Consider the following 21,024-nt stretch of genomic DNA (forward strand, 5'->3'; position numbering starts at 1 on the left):
CTCAGCCGGCGATGCCCACCACGAGCCAGATGAAGGCCGCGCCCGCCACCGTGGCGGCCAGCGTCGAGCGCGCCGGGTGGTCGTGGTGGGCCTCGGGCAGGATCTCGGCGGCGGCCAGGTACAGCAGGACGCCGCCGAAGAAGCCGAGATAGCCGCCGAGCAATTGCTCCGGAATGGTGAACAGCAGGGTGGAGGCGGCGCCCACCACGGGGGCCGCCGCGTCGGCGAACAGCATCGTCAGCGCCTTGCGGCGGGCGTTGCCGTACAGCCGGGTGAGCGTGTACGTGTTGAAGCCGTCGGCGAAGTCGTGGGCGATCACCGCGAGCGCCACGGCGAGGCCCATTCCGCCGCCCACCTGGATCGCGGCGCCGATCGCCATGCCGTCCATGAGGCTGTGCCCGACCATCGCGGAGGCGGCCGTCAGGCCCACCTCGGGGACCCGGCCGTTCTCGTGCTCGTCCCCGCCGTGGGCGGCCTGCCGCTGGGCGAGGAGGTGCTCCAGGACGTGCGCGCCGAGGAACCCGGCGACGAACAGCAGCAGCGCCGCGGGCACGCCGAAGACCGGTCCGCCCGCCGCTTCCAGCGCCTCCGGCAGCAGGTCGAGGCCGACCACGCCGAGCATGAGCCCGCCCGCGAGCCCGAGCACCAGATGGCGCCGGTCGGTGACCCGCTGCGCGGTCCAGCCGCCGATCAGGGTCATCAGAAAGGCGCCGAGCGCCACGAACACCGCCATAAGCCCTTGCTAACTCATCCGACCCCCGCGTCGCACATCATGACCTGCGCCCCGGACCGGCTCGTCGGCGGGGTCGGCGCCCGCGCCGGGGTCACCGCCGACGAGGTGCTGGAGCTGGTCCGCGAGGTGCTGGCCGAGGCCGGGGCGGGCCACGGCGCGCTGGCCGCGCTCGCCACGGTGGAGGCGAAGGGGCGGGAGCCGGGGATCGTGCGGGCCGCCGCGCTGCTCGGGGTGCCGCTCGTGACGTTTCCGGCGGCGCGACTGGCCGCCGTGACCGTGCCGCACCCCTCGGCGGGGGCGCGGGACGCGGTGGGCACGCCGTCCGTCGCGGAGGCGGCCGCGCTCGCCGCCGGGGGTGAGCTGCTGGTTCCCAAGAGAACGGCGCGCGGTGCCGACGGGGGGCGCGGGAGGGTGACGTTCGCGCTGGCACGCGCCGGGTAAGGTCCGGACCCTCCCCCCCTCCGCCCGGCCGTCCTGTCCGCACCCCGCTAGGAGTCCGTCCCGTGCTCACCCCTCCCCCGGCCCTGCTCGCCGCGCTCGAACAGCGGCTCGACGAATCCGGCGGCACCGGCGCCCGTACCCCGCACGACCGGGCCGATGTGACCGTGCTGCTCGTCGGGCACGGCTCGCCCGACCCCGCCGTGAACGCCGAACTCGTCGCCGCGGCACGGCTGTTGTGGGAGGGCAGCGGTTACGCGGGCGTGGAGGCGGCGTTCGTGTCGGGTGCGGCGCCCGATGTGCCGGCCGGGCTCGACCGGTGCACGGCGCTCGGGGCCCGGCGCGTGGTGCTGCTGCCGTACGAGGCGTCGGTGGCGGGGCGTTGCGGGGCGCAGGCCGAGGGGTGGAGCGCGGCGCATCCGGAGGTGACGCTGGTGCGGTGCGAGGCTCCGGAGGTGCCGGGTGCGGACGGGGACGGGCCCGATCTGCGCCATCACGGGGACGCCGAAGTCCGCGACGACGGCGAGAAGTTGACGGATCTCGCGGTGAACGTCCGGACGGGGACTCCGCCGCTGTGGCTGCGGGAGCACATCGGCGGTGCGCTGGAGGGGCTCGCCGCGTATCCGGACGGGCGGGCGGCGCGGGCGGCGGTGGCGGCGCGGCACGGGGTCCCGGCGGAGCGGGTGCTGCTGACGTCGGGCGCGGCCGAGGCGTTCGTGCTGCTCGCGCGGGCCCTCGAGGTGCGGCGGCCCGTCGTGGTCCATCCGCAGTTCACGGAGCCGGAGGCGGCGCTGCGCGATGCCGGGCACGCGGTGCGGCGGGTGCTGCTGCCGGAGGAGGACGGGTTCCGGCTCGATCCGCGGCTGGTGCCGGGCGACGCCGATCTGGTCGTGGTCGGCAATCCGACCAATCCGACCTCGGTACTGCATCCCGCCGAGGCGGTGGCGCGGCTGGCGCGGCCGGGGCGGGTGCTGGTCGTGGACGAGGCGTTCATGGACGCGGTGCCGGGCGAGCGGGAGTCCCTGGCCGGGCGGACGGACGTGCCGGGTCTCGTGGTGCTGCGGAGCCTGACGAAGACGTGGGGGCTGGCCGGGCTGCGCATCGGGTACGTGCTGGCCGCGCCGGACGTCGTGGCGGCGCTGGAGCGGGCGCAGCCGCTGTGGCCGGTGTCGTCGCCGGCGCTGGTCGCGGCCGAGGCGTGCGTGTCGGCGCGCGGGGTCGCCGAGGCGGAGGCGGCGGCGCGGGACATCGCGGACGACCGGGCCCATCTGGTCGACCTGCTCGGGGAGTTGGCCGGTCTCGGGGTGCGCGTGGCCGGGCCCGCTCAGGGGCCCTTCCTCCTCGTACGGGTTCCGGACGCGGCCGGGGTGCGGGAGCGGCTGCGGGCGGCCGGGTTCGCGGTGCGGCGCGGCGACACGTTCCCGGGACTCGGCCCCGACTGGCTGCGGGTGGCCGTGCGGGACCGGCGGACGAGCGCGGCGTTCGTGACGGCGCTGCGGGAGGTGCTGACCTCGCGGTGACGGTCGCCGCCTAGGTGCCCTTCACGATCTGCTGCTTGAGGGGTGTCAGGCGGGCCGCCGTCTCGGCGATGAGCGACTGCTCCACGCCTGCCTCCGTCAGGGAGTCGGCGAGGTGGGTGACCACGCGGTCGAAGTCCGCCCCGGTCAGGCCGAGCCGGGCGTGCGCCTCGTCGAGCGGGCGGCCCCGGTACGCGTCGGGACCGCCCAGTGCCGTGGCGATGAAGGCCCGCTGATGGGCCTTCAGTGTCGGAAGGTCGGTGGTGCGGAAGTGCGGCGACAGGTCGTCGTCCGCAAGGACCTTGGCATAGAAAAGGTCGACCACGGCTGCCACCGCGGGGGCTCCGCCCACCGCCTCGTAGACACTCGACTCACTCATGGCAGTCGAACGTATCTGCGGAACCGGACATTCGGTACCGCTGTGACGGGTGCTACGCGCGCGAACGCCGTCCCTTGCGCGCCAGCGCGACCGCGCCGCCGCCCGCGACGAGGAGCACGATCGCGCCGCCCGCGATGTACGGCGTGTTCGAGTTGCCGCCGGTCTCCGCCAGGTCGGCCTTGGTCTCCGGCTTGGCCTCCGCCTTGGGCTCCGTCTTGTTCTCGACCGGCGCGGCCTCGACCGGCTTCTCCGGCTTGCCGCCCTGCGGCTTCGGGTCCTCCGCCGGGGCCGCCTTGGGCGCCGTGCAGGTGGCGCCGGCGAGGGTGACCTCGCCGTTGACCTCCGCCACGTTCAGCTTCAGGGGGTTCACCGAGACCTTGAGGTGCAGGGCCGACGCGGCGGCCGTCGTCGACGTGGTGGAGGTCTCGGACAGGGCGAGGGAGACCTCGCCGATCTGCGGGACATCGACGCGGGTCGTGCCGCCCGCCGACAGGGTGACCTTCTTGCCGAGCACGGTGACCGAGCCCAGCAGGTTCGACTCCGCGACCGGCTTCTTGCCCGCCTCGCACAGCGCCTTCGAGGTGACCTGATCGACCTGGATGAGGGAGAGCATGGGCAGGCCGGGGACGTGGACCTTGGCGTGGACGAGCTGGGTGAAGCCCTCCGCCTTCTTGTCGTCCACGGTGGCCTTCGCCTTGGCCACGTCGGCGCGCAGCACGCTGAACGGCTGCCCGCCGTCGACGCCGTCCAGGCGCGCGGTCAGCGCGGTCTTCTCGGCGCTCGCGGGGGCCTGCACCTCGTTGAGCGCGAGCCTCAGCGGGACGTTCACCGTCTTGTTCAGGAGCGAGACGTCCAGGCCCGTGCGCAGGACCACCGCGCCGGCCTTGCCGCCGTGGTCGCCGGTGGCCGCCGCCGGGCCCGCGGTCGCGAGCATCGCGGGTCCGGCGGCGAGGACAGCGGCGGTGGCCGTCACGGCGATGCGGCGGGTGCGACGGGCGACGGTGTTGCTGGTGCTGGACATGCTGGAAAGACCCCCCAGGGGTGGGACTGCGGAAACGGGACGGGTGCCGGCGGCGGGGCGGGGGCGGGCCGTGTCACGGGGACATCCCACGGCACCGCGCCGGTCACCGTCGCCGACGAGGGAATCTTTACGCACTGAGAGTGAACAGGCAGCAACCAGGCGTGAGTTCACTCCAAAGGGGGGTTTCCGCGCAGGTCTTCGAATCTGGTGGCGCTGTTGTTCCCTGGCGTCCCTCTTGTCGCCCATACGCCGGCGCTCCGCGCGGGCGCAGCGGATTCGTGTGCAACGAGCACCCGGATGCGCGGGTCACGCTGTGTGTCAACACCGACGGCCGGTGGGGGCTGGTCGCGCAGTACGTCGGCTGACGGTCGGTGGCCGCTTCTCGCGCAGTTCCCCGCGCCCCCAAGGCATGCGCTGCGCGCGGCCTTCCCCTGAGCGAGCGCAGCTCGCTTCTGCGCGACCAGCCCCCACCGGGCCGCGGACGTGAGGAGAGGTCAGCCCACCACTCGGCCGCGGAGCACCACCCGTCGGGGAGAGGCCAGAACCCCGACATCCGCCCGGGGATCGGCCCCGTACACCACAAGGTCCGCCGAAGCCCCCTCCTCCAGGCCGGGGCGGCCCAGCCACGCACGGGCGCCCCACGCCGTCGCCGACACCGCCTCCCGCGAGGGAATCCCGGCGCGGACCAGCTCGGCGACCTCGGCGGCGACCAGACCGTGCGCGAGCGACCCCCCGGCGTCGGTGCCGACGAACACCGGGATCCCGGCGTCGTACGCGGAGCGCACCGTGTCGTAGCGGCGCTCGTACAGCCGCCGCATGTGCGCCGACCAGCGCGGGAACTTGCCCTCGCCGCCCGCCGCGAGATCCGGGAACGTGGCGATGTTGACGAGCGTCGGGACGATGGCGACCCCGCGCTCGGCGAAGAGCGGGATCAGTTCGTCGGTGAGGCCGGTGGCGTGCTCGATGCAGTCGATCCCCGCCTCCACCAGATCGCGCAGCGACTCCTCGGCGAAGCAGTGCGCGGTCACCCGGGCCCCGAGCCGGTGCGCCTCGGCGATCGCGGCCTCGACGGCGTCGCGGGGCCAGCACGCGCCGAGATCGCCGGTGCCGCGGTCGATCCAGTCGCCGACCAGCTTGACCCAGCCGTCACCGCGCCGGGCCTCCTGGGCGACGTACGCGACGAGGTCCTCGGGCTCGATCTCGTGCGCGTAGTTGCGGATGTAGCGCCGGGTGCGGGCGATGTGCCGGCCGGCCCTGATGATGCGCGGCAGGTCCTCGCGGTCGTCGATCCAGCGGGTGTCGGAGGGCGAGCCCGCGTCGCGCAGGAGGAGCGTGCCCGCGTCCCGGTCGGTCAGGGCCTGCTTCTCGGCGGTCTCGGCGGGCACCGGGCCGTGGGCGTCGAGGCCCACGTGGCAGTGCGCGTCGACCAGGCCGGGCAGCGCCCAGCCGTCGACCGTGGTCACGTCGAGCCCGGCCGTGGCCGGACGGTCGTAGGTGACGCGGCCGCCGACCACCCACAGTTCGTCGCGTACGTCGTCGGGCCCGGCCAGCACCCGGCCCCTCACATGCAGCACCCCGCCATCGGTCATGGCGGAAAGCCTAGAGGCGCTGTGGGTACGCTCGTCATCGGCATCCCGTCCGAACCCGTGAGCGAAGAGAGCACCACCGTGACGCATCCGTTTCTCGACCTGGCCCCCTTGAGCGCCGAGCACTTCGCCTCCATCGAGGACCGTGTGGCCCGTCTCATGGACACGTCACAGGATGTCGTGATCATGCAGGGTGAGGCGCTGCTGCCGCTGGAGGGCGCGATCCGCGGCACGGCGGCGCCCGGGACCGTCGCGCTGAACGTGATCACCGGCCCGTACGGTCAGACCTTCGGCGACTGGCTGCGCGACTGCGGGGCGACCGTGCACGATCTGGCGGTCCCCTTCCACACGGCCGTCACCGCGGAGCAGGTGCGGGCGGCGCTCGCCGAGCACCCCGAGATCGACTTCGTGTCGCTGGTGCACGCGGAGGCCGCGACCGGCAACACCAACCCCGTCGCCGAGATCGGCGCGGTGGTGCGGGAGCACGGCGCGCTGTTCTACCTCGACGCCGTCGCCTCGATCGCCGCCGAGCCGGTGCTGCCGGACGCGTGGGGCGTGGACCTGTGCGTGATCGGCGCGCAGAAGGCGATGGGCGGCCCGGCCGGTGTCTCGGCGGTGTCGGTGAGCGCCCGCGCCTGGGAGCGGATGACCGCCAACGAGCAGGCGCCGCGCCACTCCTACCTGTCGCTGCTCGACTGGAAGCAGCGGTGGATCGACGGCGGCCGGAAGGCGCTGCTGCACGCGCCCGCGCAGCTGGAGATGCTCGCACTGGAGGCATGTGTCGAGCGGATCGAGAGCGAGGGGCTCGACGCGCTGATGGCGCGGCACGCGAGCGCCGCGGCCGCCACCCGCGCCGGAACGCTGGCCCTGGGCGGCGGCCTGGAGCCGTACGTCCACGAGGCGCGGGACGCCGCGCCGGTCGCCACGACGCTGCGGGCGCCCGCCGGCACCGACGCCCGTGAGCTGGTCGCGAAGGCCCTCGCCGTGGACCCGGTGCTGCCGCTGGTCGCGGGCGGCGGGGCCCTCGCGCAGGAGATGATCCGGGTCAACCACTACGGCCCGCAGGCCACCCGCGGGGTCGTGCAGTCCTCGCTGGCCGCGCTCGGCGGGGCGCTCGCGGAGGCCGGCATCGCGGTGGACCTGGAGGGTGCGCGCAAGGCGGTCGCGGCCGCCTGGCAGTAATTCCCCGCACGCGGAAGCAGCGCCGCCTTCATGAGATTTCATGAGGGCGGCGCTTTTCTTTATTCTTCTCCAACACATTCTTCACGTATTTATGGGAGCAGCTTCCCGTATGACTTCTGCCCGCTTTTCTCGGGCGTAAACACTAAGGTTTCGACAACGCAGAGCGACGTAATTCCGACGGGTGCCGGACCGGTTACAACGTTGTGACGCACTCCACACACGCAGCTTTTTGTCCCTTATGGTCGCCGCAAATCGCCATATAACGCGGCCCGTTCGTGCGCGCACCCACCCGCGCGCGGTAACACACATCGACCACTCACGTAACCCCTCACCCGGATGCAATCCAAAAAATAGGTCGGTAAATTCAATTTGCATGACCGCCGCACAAGCGCAATTCCAGCTCGACCATCCAGGCGTCTCCGACGGCGCTGCGATCTGGCGTATCGCACGCGACTCGAAGGTGCTCGACCTCAACTCCTCGTACAGCTATCTGCTCTGGTGCCGTGATTTCGCGGCCACCTCCGTGGTGGCCCGCGACGAGCGGGGCGAGGTGGCCGGGTTCGTCACCGGGTACATCCGTCCGGAGCGCCCGCGCACCCTCGTGGTGTGGCAGGTCGCCGTGGACGAGGCCCACCGCGGGCACGGTCTGGCCGGCGAACTGCTGGACGGACTGACGGCCAAGGTCCTGGGCGCCGGGCGGCCGGTCAGCACGATCGAGACCACCATCACCCCGGACAACTCGGCGTCCCAGGCGCTGTTCCTGTCCTACGCGCGCCGGCACGGCGCCGGGGTGGCCCGCGAGGTCCTGTTCGACGCCGGGCTGTTCCCGGACGACGGGCACCTGCCCGAGGAGCTGTACCGCATCGGGCCCATCGGCCCCGGCAGCACCCCCGTCTGACCCCGATCCCACCCACCGCGAACCCCCCTCACCCGCTTCCCCAGAGGAGCTATTGCTGTGACCATCACCCAGCCGGACCTGAGCGTCTTCGAGACCCTTGAGTCGGAGGTGCGCAGCTACTGCCGCGGCTGGCCCACCGTCTTCGACCGGGCCCGGGGCAGCCGCATGTACGACGAGGACGGCCACGAGTACCTGGACTTCTTCGCGGGCGCCGGATCGCTCAACTACGGGCACAACAACCCGGTGCTGAAACGCGCGCTCATCGACTACCTGGAGCGGGACGGCGTCACGCACGGCCTCGACATGTCGACGGCGGCGAAGCGCAACTTCCTGGAGTCGTTCCAGAACATCATCCTGCGCCCGCGCGACCTGCCCTACAAGGTCATGTTCCCGGGCCCGACGGGCACCAACGCCGTCGAGTCCGCGCTGAAGCTGGCCCGCAAGGTCAAGGGCCGCGAGTCGATCGTGTCGTTCACGAACGCCTTCCACGGCATGTCGCTCGGCGCGCTCGCGGTCACCGGCAACGCGTTCAAGCGGGCCGGCGCCGGCATCCCGCTGGTGCACGGCACCCCGATGCCGTTCGACAACTACCTGGACGGGCAGACGCCGGACTTCATCTGGTTCGAGCGGCTCCTGGAGGACTCCGGCTCGGGCCTGAACACGCCCGCCGCCGTGATCGTCGAGACGGTCCAGGGCGAGGGCGGCATCAACGTGGCCCGCGCCGAGTGGCTGCGCAAGCTGGCCGACGTGTGCAAGCGCTGGGACATGCTGCTGATCGTCGACGACATCCAGATGGGCTGCGGCCGCACCGGTGCCTTCTTCTCCTTCGAGGAGGCGGGCATCACACCGGACATCGTGACTGTTTCGAAGTCCATCAGCGGGTACGGACTCCCTATGTCCCTGTGCCTGTTCAAGCCGGAGCTCGACGTCTGGGAGCCGGGCGAGCACAACGGCACGTTCCGCGGCAACAACCCCGCGTTCGTGACGGCCGCCGCCGCTCTGGAGACGTACTGGACCGACGGCGCCGCGATGGAGAAGCAGACGCTGGCCCGCGGCGAGCAGATCGACCAGGCGCTGCGCGCCCTGCGCGACGAGTTCCCCGGCGACACCGTCGAGTACCGCGGCCGTGGCCTGGTGTGGGGCCTGGAGTTCCGCGACAAGGAGCGGGCGGGCAAGGTCGCCAAGCGCGCCTTCGAGCTCGGCCTGCTCATCGAGACGTCCGGCCCCGAGAGCGAGGTCGTCAAGCTGCTTCCGGCGCTGACGATCACGCCCGAGGAGCTGGAGGAAGGCCTGCGCACGCTCACCAGGGCTGTGCGCGAAACGGCCTGACACCTATTCAGAAACACTAGAGAGGCAGCAACTCACCGTGATCGTCCGTTCGTTCAAGGAGATCGAGAACACCGACCGGCACATTAAGTCGGCGACCGGCACCTGGGAGAGCAAGCGCATCGTCCTGGCCAAGGAGAAGGTCGGCTTCTCCCTGCACGAGACGATCCTCTACGCCGGCACGGAGACCGACATGTGGTACGCCAACCACATCGAGGCCGTGCTGTGCGTCGAGGGCGAGGCCGAGCTCGAGAACAGGGAGACCGGCGAGAAGCACTGGATCGAGCCGGGCACGATGTATCTCCTGAACGGCCACGAGCGCCACACGCTCCGGCCCAAGACGGACTTCCGCTGCGTGTGCGTGTTCAACCCCCCGGTGACCGGACGGGAGGACCACGACGAGAACGGCGTCTACCCGCTGCTGACCGAGGAGGGCTGAGCCAGATGACCACTGACCTGTATCCGACCCGTGGCACTTCCGAGGTGGCGACGCCCCGTGTCGACCCGGTCGTCTGGTCGGCTCCCGGCACCCGTGGTCCGATCCGCGAGTCGGACCTCGCCTCCTTCGAGCGGGACGGCTTCCTCGCGATCGACGAACTGATCGGCCCGGACGAGATCGGCACCTACCAGGCCGAGCTCAACCGCCTCGTCAACGACCCGGCGATGCGCGCCGACGAGCGCTCCATCGTCGAGAAGAAGTCGCAGGAGATCCGTTCGGTCTTCGAGATCCACAAGATCAGCGAGGTGTTCGCGAACCTGGTCCGCGACGAGCGCGTCGTGGACCGGGCCCGGCAGATCCTCGGCTCGGACGTCTACGTCCACCAGTCGCGGATCAACGTCAAGCCCGGCTTCGGGGCGAGTGGCTTCTACTGGCACTCGGACTTCGAGACCTGGCACGCCGAGGACGGCCTCGCGAACATGCGGACGGTGTCCGTCTCCATCGCGCTGACGGAGAACTACGACACCAACGGCGGGCTCATGATCATGCCCGGCTCGCACAAGACGTTCCTCGGCTGCGCGGGCGAGACGCCGGAGGACAACTACAAGCGGTCGCTCCAGATGCAGGACGCGGGCATCCCCTCGGACGAGTCGCTGACCAAGTTCGCCGACGCGCACGGCATCAGGCTGTTCACCGGCAAGGCCGGCTCGGCCACCTGGTTCGACTGCAACGCGATGCACGGCTCCGGGGACAACATCACCCCGTATCCGCGCAGCAATGTCTTCATCGTGTTCAACAGCGTGGAGAACACGGCGGTGGAGCCGTTCGCGGCGCCCGTGCGGCGCCCGGAGTTCATCGGCGCGCGGGACTTCACTCCGGTGAAGTGATCCTCGTACGCGCATGAGTACGCGCATGAGTACGCACCCGAGTGGGGCGGGACCGGTCACGGTCCCGCCCCACTGGTGTGTCACAGGGCCGGGTAGTCCGTGTATCCCTGCGCGCCGCCGCCGAAGAACGAGGACGAGTCGGGGGTGTTGTACGGGCCCTCGGTGCGCAGCCGGGCCGGCAGGTCCGGGTTGGCGAGGAAGAGGGCGCCGAAGGTGAGGACGTCGGCGAGGCCGTCCTCGATCAGGGGGAGCGCGGTGTGGTCGGTCGGGGTTCCGGTGAACGCGTTGAGGAAGAAGGGGCCGCTGAAGCGCTTGCGCAGGTCGGTGGTGACCTCGCGGGCGTCCGCGGTGGCCTCCAGGACGTGCAGGTACGCGAGGCCGAGCGGCTCGATCTCGGTGACCAGCGCCTGGTAGGTCTCGGCGGTGTCGGTGCCCGGCATCGAGTTGTACGGGTTCAGCGGCGAGACGCGCAGCGCGGTGCGCTCGGGGCCGATGGCCTCGGCGACGGCCTTGACGACCTCGACGGCGAACCGGATCCGGTTCTCGACGCTGCCGCCCCACTCGTCGGTGCGCTCGTTGGAGCCCGGGGCGAGGAATTGGTGGATCAAGTAGCCGTTGGCACCGTGCAGTTCGATGCCGTCGAACCCGGCCTCGATCGCGTTCTTCGCCGCGGTGGCGTAGTCGGCGATCGTGGCGCGGACCTCGTCGCCGGTCAGCTCGCGCGGCGCGACGAAGTCCTGGAAGCCGTCGAGCGTGAAGGCCTTGCCCTCGGGGGCGATCGCGGAGGGCGCCACCGGCAGGCCGCCCTCGGGCTGGAGCGACGGGTGGCTGATCCGGCCCGCGTGCATGATCTGGGCGAAGATCGTGCCGCCCGCCGCGTGCACGGCGTCGGTGACCTTGCGCCAGGACGCTATCTGCTCGGCGCTGTGCAGACCCGGGGTCCAGGCATAGCCCTGGCCCTCGGCGGAGGGCTGGATGCCCTCGGTGATGATCAGGCCGGCGGAGGCGCGCTGCGCGTAGTACTCGGCCGTCAGCTCGGTGGCGGTACCGCCGGCGCCGGCCCTGCTGCGGGTCATCGGGGCCATCGCGATGCGGTTGGCGATCCGGGTGCCGGGGAGGTCGAACGGGTCGAAAGCGGTGGTCATGACTGCTCCGATCAACATCGGTACGGGACCGCCACGGAAATATATGGTCGGCCAATCAATTGCGCTGATGCCACTGTAGCGCATTACTTGGCCGACCAAGGTAATCTCTGTGTGAAGCCAGAATCAGCCGCAGGAGCAGCCATGGAGTCCACGCCCAAGGACGGCGAGCCCGTCTGTACCGCCCCCGTCCCGGCCGCCGCCCTCAGCGGTCCGGTCAGCCTCGCCCTGGCGCGGGTCGCCCGGCTGCACCGCGCCGCGGCGGGCCGCCGGCTGCGCGGGCTCGGGCTCTACCCGGGGCAGGAGTTCGTGATGATGCACCTGTGGGACAAGGGGCCCGTACGGCAGTCGGAGCTGATCAAGGCGGTCGAGCTGGACCCGTCGACGGTCACCAAGATGCTGCAGCGTCTCGAACAGGCCGGGCACGTCCGCCGCTCCCCCGACCCGGACGACCGGCGTGCGGTGCGCGTGGAGGCGACGGAGCAGAGCTGCGGGCTCCTGAAGGATGTGGGCGACGCGTGGTGCGCCCTGGAGGAGCAGACCCTGGCCGGGCTCTCCGAGGCGGAGCAGACGGAGTTCGTGCGGCTGCTCGCGCGGGTGGAGGGCAATCTCTGCACCGAGACCGGGGCCTGCTCCTGACCGGTTCCCCTCGATCGGGCGCCGGGGTTCAGCGCGCCAGCGCGGTGAGCAGCCGGTCGACGTCCTCGTCCGTGTTGTACAGGTGGAAGGACGCCCTCAAGTTGCCCGCCCGGTCGGAGAGTTCGACTCCGGCGGCGTGCAGCTCCGGCTGGCGCACGCCGAGGCCGGGGACGGAGACGATGGGCGAGCCCGGGGCGGGCGCCGGCTCGTGGCCCAGCTCGGCGAGGCCCGTGCGGAAGCGGTCGGCGAGCGCCAGGTCGTGGGCGCGGATCGCCTCCGGCCCCAGCTCCTCGATCAGCTCCAGCGAGCGGCGGGCGCCGGTGTACGCGACGAGGCCGGGGGTCTCGTCGAAGCGGCGGGCGGAGCGGGCGAGCTCGGTGACCGGTCCGTAGCAGGAGTCCCAGGGCCGCTCCCCCGCGACCCAGCCGCCGAAGACGGGGGTCAGGTCGGCGGGGTCGGGCGGGCCGATGAAGAAGGCGGCGCCGCGCGGGCAGGTGAGCCACTTGAAGGCGACGGAGGAGACGTAGTCGGCCTCGGCGGCGTGCCCGGCGAGCGGGAACCAGCCGGCCGCCTGGGACACGTCGACGTAGAGGCGGGCGCCGTGCGCGCGGGTGGTGGCCCGCAGCTCCGCCAGGTCCGTGATCCGGCCGTCCGCCGACTGCGCGGCGCTGACCGCGACCAGGGCCGTCCCGGGACGCACCGAATCGGCGAGCGCCCCGAGCGGCACGGTGCGCACCTTGAGGTCCTGCCGTACGTGGAAGGGGTTGATGGTGGAGCTGAACTCGCCCTCGGCGACGAGGACTTCGGCGCCCTCGGGCAGCGAGGCGGCGATCAGTCCGGTGTAGACGGCGACGGACGCGCCGGTCGCCACCCGGGAGGCCGGGACCCCGGCGATCCGGGCGAAGGCCGCCCGCGCCTCCTCCACGTCCGTGAAGAGGGAGTCGATGGGGCGGCCTTCGGCCATCGCGGTGATCGCCGCGTGCATCGCGCGCACGGCGCGGGCGGGCAGCAGGCCGGAACTGGCCGTGTTCAGGTAGCTGGTGGCAGGGCTGTACTCGGCGCGGACCAGGTCCGTGTCGAGCTGTCGGGGCGCACCGGAAGTCTCCATGCCCCCACTGTGCCCCGCCGCCAACTACCCGTCCATCGCGGATGTTTGAGCAGTACCTCTAAGTGGTCCTTATCGATGCCGGTCAGGCCTGCGGGACGGCGCAGCCGTCGGGGCCGCAGGTGTCGGCGTCGCCGGTGGCGCCGTCGATGACGGTGAGCGGGGAGCGGGCGCCCCACGCCTGGGTCAGCGCCTGGGTGAAGACCTCGGCGGGCTGGGCGCCGGAGACGCCGTACTTGCGGTCGAGGACGAAGAACGGCACGCCGGTCGCGCCGAGCTCGGCCGCCTCGCGCTCGTCGGTGCGCACGTCCTCGGCGTAGGCGTCCGGGTCGGCGAGGACGCCGCGGACGTCGGCCTCGGCCAGGCCCGCGCCGACGGCGAGCCGCACGACGTGCTCCTCGTCGGCGAAGACGGACTCCTTGTCGACGAAGTTGCCCCGGTACAGCGCGTCGATCAGGGCGTCCTGCACGCCCTTGTCCTTGGCGAGGTGGAGCAGGCGGTGCAGGTCGAAGCTGTTGCCGTAGTCGCGGCCCTCGGTGAGGTAGGGCAGGCCGAGGGCGGCGGCCTGCTGGCCGAGCCCCTGCTCGTTCGCCGCGGCCTGGGCCTCGCTGATGCCGTACTTGTGCGCGATGTGCGGGACGACGAGACCGGTCTCGCCCTTCTTGACGGTCGGGTCCAGCTCGAAGGAGCGGTGGACGACCTCGACCTCGTCCTTGTGCGGGAAGGCATCGAGGGCCTGCTCGAACCGGGACTTGCCGATGTAGCAGAAGGGGCAGTTGATGTCGGTCCAGATCTCGACGCGCATGAGGGTCTCTCGCTCCAGCTGGTTACGTGTTCACGTCCTGACGGGCAGGGGGTGCCCTGCGCCGTACGGGTACAACCGGATGCCGCCTCCGCTCATTCCCGGGGCAGGTCGAGCCGCAGCTCACGGTGGTGGCCGGAGCCGGTCCGGGCGCCGTGCCAGCCGTGGGCGGCGTAGAAGGCCTGGGCGCGCTCGTTGTCGCGGTGCACGTCCAGGAGGGCCTTGGTCATGCCGTCCGCCCGCCACTGCTCGACGCAGGCGGCGTGCAGCTCCGTGCCGATGCCGCGGCGCCAGTGGGCGGGGTCGGTGTGCAGCTGGAAGAGCTTGACCGTGGTGCCGTACGGGTCCTCGTCGGGCCGGCGGAAGGAGGCGATGCCGACCGGGGCGCCGTCGCGTACGCAGACCAGGACGTGGGCGCGGGGCCGGAGAATGGCCTGCGTCCACCGCTCCTGCCACAGCTCGGGGGTGTCGCCGGCCGGGAACCCGTCGGGGTAGTAGGTCGCGCGGGCCCGCTGGTGCAGGGCGGTGATGGCGGGGGCGTCGGCGGGCACGGCGGTTCGGATCATGCCCGGATAGACGGCCCGGGCCCCACCACGGTTCCTGACCTGGACCGGGGCGGCCCGAGTCGTGCAGCCCCGCCAGGGGCGCGGGGAACTGCGCGAGAAGCCCCACCGGGCGTGCACCCGCGAACGGCGCTGTACTGGCCGCCCCTGAAGCGCTCACCCCGCCCCGGGGCGGGAAGGCGGCGGGCGCAGACCAAGGCGGGGCGCACGCGCGAGGCGGGCGGCGCAGCGTCAGGAGCCGTCGCGGAGGTCCTTCGGCCAGCCCGGGTGGAACTCGATGTGGTCGTAGGAGACGTCACAGCCCTCGCCGGTCGGCGACTGCGCCAGGAACCCGATCAACGGCGGAGCCGACGTGTCGTCCCCGAGCGCGAACACCCGGACGAAGGTCCACGTCTCCCCGTCGGTGGACGCGTGGAACGCGAACGCCGACCCGGTACGACTGACCCGCAGCCACACCGACCGCCCCGGCACCACGAAGGAGTTGGCGTCGTCGGAGCGCCCGCGCGTGACGACCGTACAGATGGTCGGCTCGTGCGGCGACTGCTCGTAGCAGAGCTTCGCCCACTGCCGGTCCCCGACGTGGACGTAGAGCACACCGGCGTCGAAGGGCGCGGCGAACCCGACGGTGACCCGCGCGCTGAACCGGAAGTCGCCCTCCGGCGCGCCCAGCAGCCGCGGCGCGTCGGACGCGGGGTCGAGGGCGTCGCCGGCCGGCGGCACGAAGCGGTCCTGGCGGGCGCCGGCCCGGCCGGTGAGGACGCCGTCGTCGTACGCCCAGTGGCCGTCGGGCCCGAAGGCGGTCAGCGGAAAGGGCAGTTCAGGGAGGTTCAGTTCCATGGCGGTCAGTTTTCCAGGCGTCCGTCGTAGCGCCGCGGCAGCCCCAGCGGATTGTCGTCGCGCAGCTCGGGCGGGAGCAGGGCCTCGGGCGCGGTCTGGTACGTGACCGGGCGCAGCCAGCGCTCGATCGCCGTGCCACCGACGGAGGTGGAGGTGGAGGTGGTCGCCGGGTACGGGCCGCCGTGGTGCTGGGCGGGGGCGACGGCGACACCGGTGGGCCAGCCGTTGACGAGGACGCGGCCCGCGACGGGCGTCAGCTCGGTGAGCAGCTCGGCTCCCCGGCCCTCGCCCGCGGCCTCGGCCGAGGACAGCTGGACGGTGGCGGTGAGGTTGCCGGGCAGGCGGGAGACGACGGCGGTGATCTCGTCGGCGGACGCGTAGCGGGCGACCACCGTGACCGGGCCGAAGCACTCCTCCAGGAGCAGGTCGTGCGGGCCGCCCGCGACGGCGAGGCGCGCGGCCGGGACCGTGAGGAAGCCGGGCGAGACCGAGTGCTCGCCGCCCGCGCCGGGCGTGACCGGTGCCTCGACGTCCGGGAGCGCGGCGCGCTCGGCGACTCCGGCGACGAAGTTGTCGCGCATCCGGTGGTCGAGCAGGACGCCTGAGCCGGTGTCGCTGACGGCCGCGGTCAGCGACTTGACCAGGCTGTCGCCCGCCTCGCCGACGGGCGCCAGGACCAGGCCGGGCTTGACGCAGAACTGGCCGACGCCGAGCGTCATGGAGCCCGCGAGCCCGGCACCGATCGCCTCGGCGCGCTCGGCCGCGGCGGCCTCGGTGACGACGACGGGGTTGAGCGACCCCAGCTCGCCGTGGAACGGGATCGGCACCGGGCGGGCCGCCGCCGCGTCGAAGAGGGCGCGACCGCCCCGTACGGAACCGGTGAAGCCGGCCGCCGCGACCAGCGGGTGCCGGACCAGCTCGACCCCTGCCTCGAAGCCGTGGACGAGGCCGAGGACGCTCTCGGGGATGTCGTGCCGGGCGGCGGCCCGGCGGATCACGGAGGCGACCAGTTCGGAGGTGGCCGGGTGGTCGGGGTGGGCCTTGACCACGACCGGGCAGCCGGCCGCGAGGGCGCTCGCCGTGTCGCCGCCGGGGACGGAGAAGGCGAAGGGGAAGTTCGAGGCGGCGTAGACCGCGACGACACCCAGCGGGATCTTGTAGCGGCGCAGGTCGGGGATGGGCGGGGTGGCCGTGTCGTCGGGGTGGTCGATGACGATGCCGAGGAAGGCGCCCTCGTCGACGATGTCCGCGAAGGCCCGCAGCTGGAAGCAGGTGCGCGCCAGTTCGCCGGTGAGCCGGACCGGGCCGAGGGCGGTCTCCGCGTCGGCCGCCTCCACCAGGTGGTCCTTGGCCTGGTCGAGCAGGTCGGCCGCGGTGCGCAGGAAGGCGGCGCGCACGGTGCGGTCGGCGAGGGCCGGGCGGGCGGCGTCGGCGGCGCGGACCGCCTCGTCCACCTCCTGGGCCGTGGCTTCGACCGCGACCTGCTCCCGCTGCTTCCCGGTTCGGGGGTCCACACTCCAGACTGGTGCTGCTGCCTCGACTGCCACGACGATGTCCTCCAGCTTTTCTCGCGGCTCGGCGGACGAGTCCCGAGGGTCGTTCGATATACTGAACGCTGTCTCTGTTGATGAACGATACGGAGACTATTTCTCGTCGAACGAAGGGGTCAAGGGCGATGTCGGCAGGCGAGACGGGGGCCGGGGCGGGTGGCGCGCAGGTCAAGTCGGCGGTGCGGACGGTCGAGTTGCTGGAGTACTTCGCGGGCCGTCCCGGGATGCACTCGCTGGCCGCGGTCCAGGAGGCCGTCGGCTATCCCAAGTCCAGCCTGTACATGCTGCTGCGGACCCTCGTCGAGCTGGGCTGGGTGGAGACCGACGCGACCGGCACGCGGTACGGGATCGGGGTCCGGGCGCTGCTCGTCGGCACGTCGTACATCGACGGTGACGAGGTCGTCGCCGCGGCCCGGCCGACCCTGGACCGGCTCTCCGACGACACCACGGAGACCATCCACCTGGCGCGTCTCGACGGCACGAACGTGGTGTACCTGGCCACCCGGCAGTCGCAGCACTATCTGCGCCCCTTCACGCGTGTGGGCCGCCGGCTGCCCGCGCACTCCACGTCGCTCGGCAAGGCACTCCTTGCCACCCACACCGACGAGCAGGTCCGCAAGCTGCTCCCCGAGACGCTGCCCGCGCTGACCGAGCACACGATCACCGACCGCGAGAAGCTCATCGAGGAGCTGCACGCGGTGCGCGAGCAGGGCTTCGCGGTGGACCGCGAGGAGAACACGCTGGGGCTGCGCTGCTTCGGCGTCGCCATCCCCTACCGGACCCCGGCGAGGGACGCGATCTCCTGCTCGGTGCCGGTGGCCCGGCTGACGCCCGCGCACGAGCAGATGGTCAAGGACGCGCTGTTCGACGCCCGGGACCGGCTGACCCTGGCCACGCGCCGTCTCTGACCGGGCACTGTCCGGGACGCTCGGTGAGAGCTTCCTGAGAATGTCTGTGACAAGCGTCGCCATCGGAACGAAACCCTTCGTCCCGCTCGTCTTCCGAGCGGGATGAACAAGACGATCAGACGTGCCTCCGTCTTCTGTCTGCTGCTCGTGCTCGCCCTGCTGGTGAGGGTGACATGGGTGCAGTTCTACGACGGCAAGGCCCTCGCGGACGACAAGAACAACCGGCGGACCCTGATGCAGCAGTACGCGCATCCGCTGGGCGACATCATCGTGGGCGGAAAGGCGGTGACCGGCTCCACGAAGACGCGCGGCGACAACGATCTCGCGTACAAGCGGAGCTACACGGACGGCTCGCTGTACTCGGCGGTGACGGGCCACACGTCACAGGTGTACGGCTCCACCCAGCTGGAGTCCCTCTACCAGGGCGTGCTCGACGGCACCGACAACAAGATCAAGAACCCCGTGGACATGCTCACCGGGAAGAGCACCGCGCCCGGTGACGTGATCACGACGATCGACCCGGGTGTGCAGAAGGCCGCGTACCGGGCGCTCGGCGACAAGAAGGGCGGCGCCGTCGCCATCGACCCGGAGACCGGGAAGATCCTCGGCATGGTGTCGACGCCGTCGTACGACCCGTCGAAGATCAGCGGTTCGGGCTCGTCGGACGCCGCGGCGTGGAAGAAGCTGGCGGCCGACAAGGACGTGCCGACACTGAACCGCGCGCTGAAGCAGGCGCTGCCGCCCGGCTCGACGTTCAAGCTGGTGGTCGCCGCGGCCGCCCTGGAGAACGGGCTGTACTCGTCGGTCGACGAGAAGACCGACTCCCCCAATCCGTATCCGCTCCCCGGCACCAGCAAGGACCTGAAGAACGAGAGCGCGTCGGCTCCCTGCGAGAACGCCACGCTCAGGACCGCGCTCCAGTACTCCTGCAACAACGTCTTCGGCAAGGTCGCCGTCGATCTCGGGCAGAAGAAGCTGAAGGCGATGGCCGAGAAGTTCGGCTTCGACGATGCCGAGCAGGACGTGCCGGTGCGGGCCGCGAAGAGCGTCTACCCGTCCGGCATGGACGACGCGCAGACCGCCCTGTCCGGCATCGGCCAGTTCGACGTCACGGCCACGCCGCTGCAGATGGCGATGGTGTCGGCCACCATCGCCAACGGCGGCGAGCAGGCGTCGCCGCACATGGTCTCCCAGGTGACGGACGCGGACGGGGACGCGGTCACGTCGTTCGCGGACTCCGAGAACACCCGGGTCGTCAGCGCGTCGACCGCGTCGCAGCTGCGGTCCGCGATGGAGACGGTCGTGAACCAGGGCACGGGCACCAACGCCCGGATCTCCGGGGCGACCGTGGGCGGCAAGACCGGTACCGCGCAGCACGGCGAGAACAACAGCCAGACGCCGTACGCCTGGTTCACCTCGTACGCGAAGGACCACTCGACCGGGAAGTCCGTCGCCGTCGCGGTGGTCGTGGAGCAGTCGAACGCGGCGCGCTCAGAGGTCAGCGGCAACGGGCTGGCGGCGCCCATCGCGAAGGCGATGATGGCGGCGGCGCTGAAGAACTGACGCTTCAGCGGCGGCGCTTCGCGAGCGCCCACCGCAGCGGCCGGCGGCGCACCGGGGCCGGGGACGACCGATCCCCGGCCCCGGTCGCCGTTTCCGGGGGCATCGGGCGCTTGTACCAGTCGTAGACGACCCAGGTGCCGCAGGGCTCCCAGCCCTCGGGGGCGGCGGCGCCGGGGACGGCCGGTTCCCTGCGGTACTCCCAGCGCCCGGGGTGTTCCGGGTCGCGGAGGCAGACGAAGCGGCCGAGGCCGTCGATCTCGCGCAGTTCCCAGCCCTCGGCGCCGAAGCGGTCGAGGAGCGCCGCGTCGGCGTAGGTGTCGGCGGTCCAGCGCCAGATCTCGACGTGCTCGTCGGGCGCGGTCCGGTCCGGGGCCAGCCTGTCGGCCAGTTCACCGGCCGGTCCGAACGCGACGGCCGGGTCCGCGGCGTCGGACCGCGCGGCGAGCTCGGCGACCGTCGCCGTGACATGGCCGGGCGGCAGACCGCGGCCGCGCAGGTCCCGGGAGAGCTCGTCCCAGTACGCCGCCGTCCCCGTGCCGTCGCCCACGCGCCGCCGCCCTCCATGGCCTGACCTGCCTGCTCGGACCGTCAATCTAGACCGGTCCCCTGTTGTCCGGCATCACGGACAACCATCGAGGCCGACAGCGCTCCGCCGGCTACTCGACGAAGTACGTCGGGTTGGGGAACTTGTACGTCTTGTCGGCGTGGCCGCCCTGGAGGTCGGAGTACTGGTCGCCGAAGTTGCCGACGATGTCGTACCCGAGGGACTCGATGTGCTGCCGGGTGCCCGACTTGTACTGCACCGTGGTGCAGTTCCAGGCGGCCGCGGTGGCGCAGTCGCTCAGGTAGGCGGGCGGGTTGGCGGTGTCCTTGAGGAAGATGTGGCCGGCGTCGAGGTTGACGTCGATGCCGACCTTCTTCAGGTTCGCCACGGCGCCGGCGCGCTGCGACTCCTTGAGCCCGGAGTTGTAGAACACCGTGACGCCCTTGCGGGTGGCGTACTTGACGAGCTCGGGGGTCCCGGGCACGGCGGGCCGGTCGGCCCTGGCAACGTACTCGGCCCAACTCGCGCTGTTGTACGTGTAGTTGGTCTTGATCTCGTAGTCGAGGCTGAGCAGCAGCGTGTCGTCGATGTCGAAGACGACGGCGAGCTTCTTCCCGTGCCTGCCGTGCTGCTCGGCCGCCTTGTCGATGGACCGCTCGGCCTTGGCGACGACGCGCGCCATGTCGTCGGCGTACGCGCTGTCCGGCGAGGCCTGCCACACGCCGTCGGCGTCCTGGGCGGCGCCGTAGTAGCTCTTGATCTCGTTGACGAGCTCGCCGATGTTGTGCGGTTCGGCCGTCGTGTTCCCGGTCGGGCGGTCGGCGCCGGCGGCACCGGCGCCGTAGACGGCTCCGCCCACGAGGGCGCAGGCCGCGGCGAGGCCCGCGATTCTGATGGAACTCCGCATGTGATGTCTCCCCAATCCGGCCCGAGGCACGCGGGAGGCGCGCCAGATCACGCACTGT

Annotated in this window: 22 protein-coding genes and 1 pseudogene; 11 read left to right on the top strand and 12 right to left on the bottom strand. The window is 71.9% G+C overall.

The window, feature by feature from the left end; genetic code table 11:
- Position 1: 1 nt before the first annotated feature.
- Positions 2-733, bottom strand: coding sequence for a ZIP family metal transporter (locus ABII15_RS09145; protein ID WP_353941779.1), 732 nt, complete (start codon positions 731-733; stop codon positions 2-4).
- 39 nt (positions 734-772) lie between these two features.
- On the opposite strand from ABII15_RS09145, the gene ABII15_RS09150 reads away from it, so the two are divergent.
- The 3 genes and pseudogenes from ABII15_RS09150 (at position 773) to cobC (ending at position 2,691) form a co-directional block, all read left to right on the top strand.
- Positions 773-1,174: a cobalamin biosynthesis protein gene (locus ABII15_RS09150; protein ID WP_353941780.1), complete on the top strand. Its 402-nt coding sequence runs from the start codon at positions 773-775 to the stop codon at positions 1,172-1,174.
- A 164-nt stretch (positions 1,175-1,338) separates the two neighbouring features.
- Positions 1,339-1,521 (top strand): annotated as a pseudogene (locus tag ABII15_RS09155) (CbiX/SirB N-terminal domain-containing protein); the annotation flags it as partial.
- A 105-nt stretch (positions 1,522-1,626) separates the two neighbouring features.
- Positions 1,627-2,691 carry an Rv2231c family pyridoxal phosphate-dependent protein CobC gene (gene cobC / locus ABII15_RS09160; protein WP_353947000.1) on the top strand — a complete coding sequence of 355 codons (1,065 nt, stop codon included), beginning with the start codon at positions 1,627-1,629 and terminating at the stop codon, positions 2,689-2,691.
- A 10-nt stretch (positions 2,692-2,701) separates the two neighbouring features.
- Here the strand turns inward: cobC and ABII15_RS09165 are convergent, their stop codons facing one another.
- The 3 genes from ABII15_RS09165 to ABII15_RS09175 form a co-directional block, all read right to left on the bottom strand.
- Entirely contained in the window at positions 2,702-3,067 is a 366-nt protein-coding gene (locus tag ABII15_RS09165) for a group 1 truncated hemoglobin (RefSeq protein ID WP_353941781.1), read from the bottom strand.
- Positions 3,068-3,119: 52 nt separating this feature from the next.
- Positions 3,120-4,088: an SCO1860 family LAETG-anchored protein gene (locus ABII15_RS09170; RefSeq protein WP_353941782.1), complete on the bottom strand. Its 969-nt coding sequence runs from the start codon at positions 4,086-4,088 to the stop codon at positions 3,120-3,122.
- A 494-nt stretch (positions 4,089-4,582) separates the two neighbouring features.
- Positions 4,583-5,677: an amidohydrolase family protein gene (locus tag ABII15_RS09175; RefSeq protein ID WP_353941783.1), complete on the bottom strand. Its 1,095-nt coding sequence runs from the start codon at positions 5,675-5,677 to the stop codon at positions 4,583-4,585.
- Between the two features lie 78 nt (positions 5,678-5,755).
- On the opposite strand from ABII15_RS09175, the gene ABII15_RS09180 reads away from it, so the two are divergent.
- The 5 genes from ABII15_RS09180 to thpD all read left to right on the top strand — a co-directional run bounded on the left by ABII15_RS09180 (position 5,756) and on the right by thpD (position 10,406).
- Entirely contained in the window at positions 5,756-6,856 is a 1,101-nt protein-coding gene (locus ABII15_RS09180; protein ID WP_353947001.1) for an aminotransferase class V-fold PLP-dependent enzyme, read from the top strand.
- A gap of 373 nt (positions 6,857-7,229) precedes the next feature.
- Positions 7,230-7,754, top strand: coding sequence for a diaminobutyrate acetyltransferase (gene ectA, locus ABII15_RS09185; protein WP_353941784.1), 525 nt, complete (start codon positions 7,230-7,232; stop codon positions 7,752-7,754).
- A 57-nt stretch (positions 7,755-7,811) separates the two neighbouring features.
- Positions 7,812-9,083 (top strand): diaminobutyrate--2-oxoglutarate transaminase, encoded by a 1,272-nt coding sequence (gene ectB, locus ABII15_RS09190; RefSeq protein WP_353941785.1) that lies wholly within the window; start codon positions 7,812-7,814, stop codon positions 9,081-9,083.
- A 37-nt stretch (positions 9,084-9,120) separates the two neighbouring features.
- Positions 9,121-9,519 carry an ectoine synthase gene (locus tag ABII15_RS09195; RefSeq protein WP_018533388.1) on the top strand — a complete coding sequence of 133 codons (399 nt, stop codon included), beginning with the start codon at positions 9,121-9,123 and terminating at the stop codon, positions 9,517-9,519.
- Between the two features lie 5 nt (positions 9,520-9,524).
- Positions 9,525-10,406, top strand: a complete 882-nt coding sequence (gene thpD / locus ABII15_RS09200) for an ectoine hydroxylase (RefSeq protein WP_353941786.1) — start codon at positions 9,525-9,527, stop codon at positions 10,404-10,406.
- A gap of 80 nt (positions 10,407-10,486) precedes the next feature.
- Here the strand turns inward: thpD and ABII15_RS09205 are convergent, their stop codons facing one another.
- Positions 10,487-11,551 (bottom strand): alkene reductase, encoded by a 1,065-nt coding sequence (locus ABII15_RS09205; protein ID WP_353941787.1) that lies wholly within the window; start codon positions 11,549-11,551, stop codon positions 10,487-10,489.
- A gap of 141 nt (positions 11,552-11,692) precedes the next feature.
- On the opposite strand from ABII15_RS09205, the gene ABII15_RS09210 reads away from it, so the two are divergent.
- The gene (locus ABII15_RS09210) at positions 11,693-12,187 is read left to right on the top strand and encodes a MarR family winged helix-turn-helix transcriptional regulator (protein WP_353941788.1); all 495 of its coding nucleotides are present in this window, start codon (positions 11,693-11,695) and stop codon (positions 12,185-12,187) included.
- 28 nt (positions 12,188-12,215) lie between these two features.
- Here the strand turns inward: ABII15_RS09210 and ABII15_RS09215 are convergent, their stop codons facing one another.
- From ABII15_RS09215 to ABII15_RS09235, 5 genes are all read right to left on the bottom strand, one after another.
- Entirely contained in the window at positions 12,216-13,295 is a 1,080-nt protein-coding gene (locus tag ABII15_RS09215) for an aminotransferase class V-fold PLP-dependent enzyme (protein WP_353941789.1), read from the bottom strand.
- Positions 13,296-13,377: 82 nt separating this feature from the next.
- Positions 13,378-14,097, bottom strand: coding sequence for a DsbA family oxidoreductase (locus tag ABII15_RS09220; protein WP_353941790.1), 720 nt, complete (start codon positions 14,095-14,097; stop codon positions 13,378-13,380).
- 92 nt (positions 14,098-14,189) lie between these two features.
- The gene (locus tag ABII15_RS09225; protein WP_353941791.1) at positions 14,190-14,660 is read right to left on the bottom strand and encodes a GNAT family N-acetyltransferase; all 471 of its coding nucleotides are present in this window, start codon (positions 14,658-14,660) and stop codon (positions 14,190-14,192) included.
- Between the two features lie 228 nt (positions 14,661-14,888).
- The gene (locus tag ABII15_RS09230; protein WP_353941792.1) at positions 14,889-15,494 is read right to left on the bottom strand and encodes a DUF1349 domain-containing protein; all 606 of its coding nucleotides are present in this window, start codon (positions 15,492-15,494) and stop codon (positions 14,889-14,891) included.
- 5 nt (positions 15,495-15,499) lie between these two features.
- The gene (locus ABII15_RS09235) at positions 15,500-17,008 is read right to left on the bottom strand and encodes an aldehyde dehydrogenase (NADP(+)) (protein WP_353941793.1); all 1,509 of its coding nucleotides are present in this window, start codon (positions 17,006-17,008) and stop codon (positions 15,500-15,502) included.
- 161 nt (positions 17,009-17,169) lie between these two features.
- Here ABII15_RS09235 and ABII15_RS09240 point away from each other — a divergent pair, with 161 nt between their 5' ends.
- A complete protein-coding gene (locus tag ABII15_RS09240; protein ID WP_353941794.1) occupies positions 17,170-17,952 on the top strand; it encodes an IclR family transcriptional regulator in 783 nt (260 codons plus the stop codon).
- 102 nt (positions 17,953-18,054) lie between these two features.
- Entirely contained in the window at positions 18,055-19,515 is a 1,461-nt protein-coding gene (locus ABII15_RS09245) for a penicillin-binding transpeptidase domain-containing protein (RefSeq protein ID WP_353941795.1), read from the top strand.
- A 4-nt stretch (positions 19,516-19,519) separates the two neighbouring features.
- On the opposite strand, the gene ABII15_RS09250 is transcribed toward ABII15_RS09245, so the two are convergent.
- Together ABII15_RS09250 and ABII15_RS09255 are read right to left on the bottom strand one after the other, a co-directional pair.
- Positions 19,520-20,062 carry a hypothetical protein gene (locus tag ABII15_RS09250; RefSeq protein ID WP_353941796.1) on the bottom strand — a complete coding sequence of 181 codons (543 nt, stop codon included), beginning with the start codon at positions 20,060-20,062 and terminating at the stop codon, positions 19,520-19,522.
- 109 nt (positions 20,063-20,171) lie between these two features.
- Positions 20,172-20,966 carry an HAD family acid phosphatase gene (locus ABII15_RS09255; RefSeq protein ID WP_353941797.1) on the bottom strand — a complete coding sequence of 265 codons (795 nt, stop codon included), beginning with the start codon at positions 20,964-20,966 and terminating at the stop codon, positions 20,172-20,174.
- Positions 20,967-21,024: the final 58 nt, after the last annotated feature.

The organism is Streptomyces sp. HUAS MG91 (assembly GCF_040529335.1).
Lineage (GTDB): Bacteria > Actinomycetota > Actinomycetes > Streptomycetales > Streptomycetaceae > Streptomyces > Streptomyces tabacisoli.

What these genes read in the sequence shown, in the direction of transcription:
- ABII15_RS09145 (WP_353941779.1), bottom strand. Translation starts at nt 733, where the DNA reads ATGGCGGTGTTCGTGGCGCTCGGCGCCTTTCTGATGACCCTGATCGGC.
- ABII15_RS09150 (WP_353941780.1), top strand. Translation starts at nt 773, where the DNA reads ATGACCTGCGCCCCGGACCGGCTCGTCGGCGGGGTCGGCGCCCGCGCC.
- ABII15_RS09165 (WP_353941781.1), bottom strand. Translation starts at nt 3,067, where the DNA reads ATGAGTGAGTCGAGTGTCTACGAGGCGGTGGGCGGAGCCCCCGCGGTG.
- ABII15_RS09170 (WP_353941782.1), bottom strand. Translation starts at nt 4,088, where the DNA reads ATGTCCAGCACCAGCAACACCGTCGCCCGTCGCACCCGCCGCATCGCC.
- ABII15_RS09175 (WP_353941783.1), bottom strand. Translation starts at nt 5,677, where the DNA reads ATGACCGATGGCGGGGTGCTGCATGTGAGGGGCCGGGTGCTGGCCGGG.
- ectA (WP_353941784.1), top strand. Translation starts at nt 7,230, where the DNA reads ATGACCGCCGCACAAGCGCAATTCCAGCTCGACCATCCAGGCGTCTCC.
- thpD (WP_353941786.1), top strand. Translation starts at nt 9,525, where the DNA reads ATGACCACTGACCTGTATCCGACCCGTGGCACTTCCGAGGTGGCGACG.
- ABII15_RS09205 (WP_353941787.1), bottom strand. Translation starts at nt 11,551, where the DNA reads ATGACCACCGCTTTCGACCCGTTCGACCTCCCCGGCACCCGGATCGCC.
- ABII15_RS09210 (WP_353941788.1), top strand. Translation starts at nt 11,693, where the DNA reads ATGGAGTCCACGCCCAAGGACGGCGAGCCCGTCTGTACCGCCCCCGTC.
- ABII15_RS09215 (WP_353941789.1), bottom strand. Translation starts at nt 13,295, where the DNA reads ATGGAGACTTCCGGTGCGCCCCGACAGCTCGACACGGACCTGGTCCGC.
- ABII15_RS09220 (WP_353941790.1), bottom strand. Translation starts at nt 14,097, where the DNA reads ATGCGCGTCGAGATCTGGACCGACATCAACTGCCCCTTCTGCTACATC.
- ABII15_RS09225 (WP_353941791.1), bottom strand. Translation starts at nt 14,660, where the DNA reads ATGATCCGAACCGCCGTGCCCGCCGACGCCCCCGCCATCACCGCCCTG.
- ABII15_RS09230 (WP_353941792.1), bottom strand. Translation starts at nt 15,494, where the DNA reads ATGGAACTGAACCTCCCTGAACTGCCCTTTCCGCTGACCGCCTTCGGG.
- ABII15_RS09240 (WP_353941794.1), top strand. Translation starts at nt 17,170, where the DNA reads ATGTCGGCAGGCGAGACGGGGGCCGGGGCGGGTGGCGCGCAGGTCAAG.
- ABII15_RS09245 (WP_353941795.1), top strand. Translation starts at nt 18,055, where the DNA reads ATGAACAAGACGATCAGACGTGCCTCCGTCTTCTGTCTGCTGCTCGTG.
- ABII15_RS09255 (WP_353941797.1), bottom strand. Translation starts at nt 20,966, where the DNA reads ATGCGGAGTTCCATCAGAATCGCGGGCCTCGCCGCGGCCTGCGCCCTC.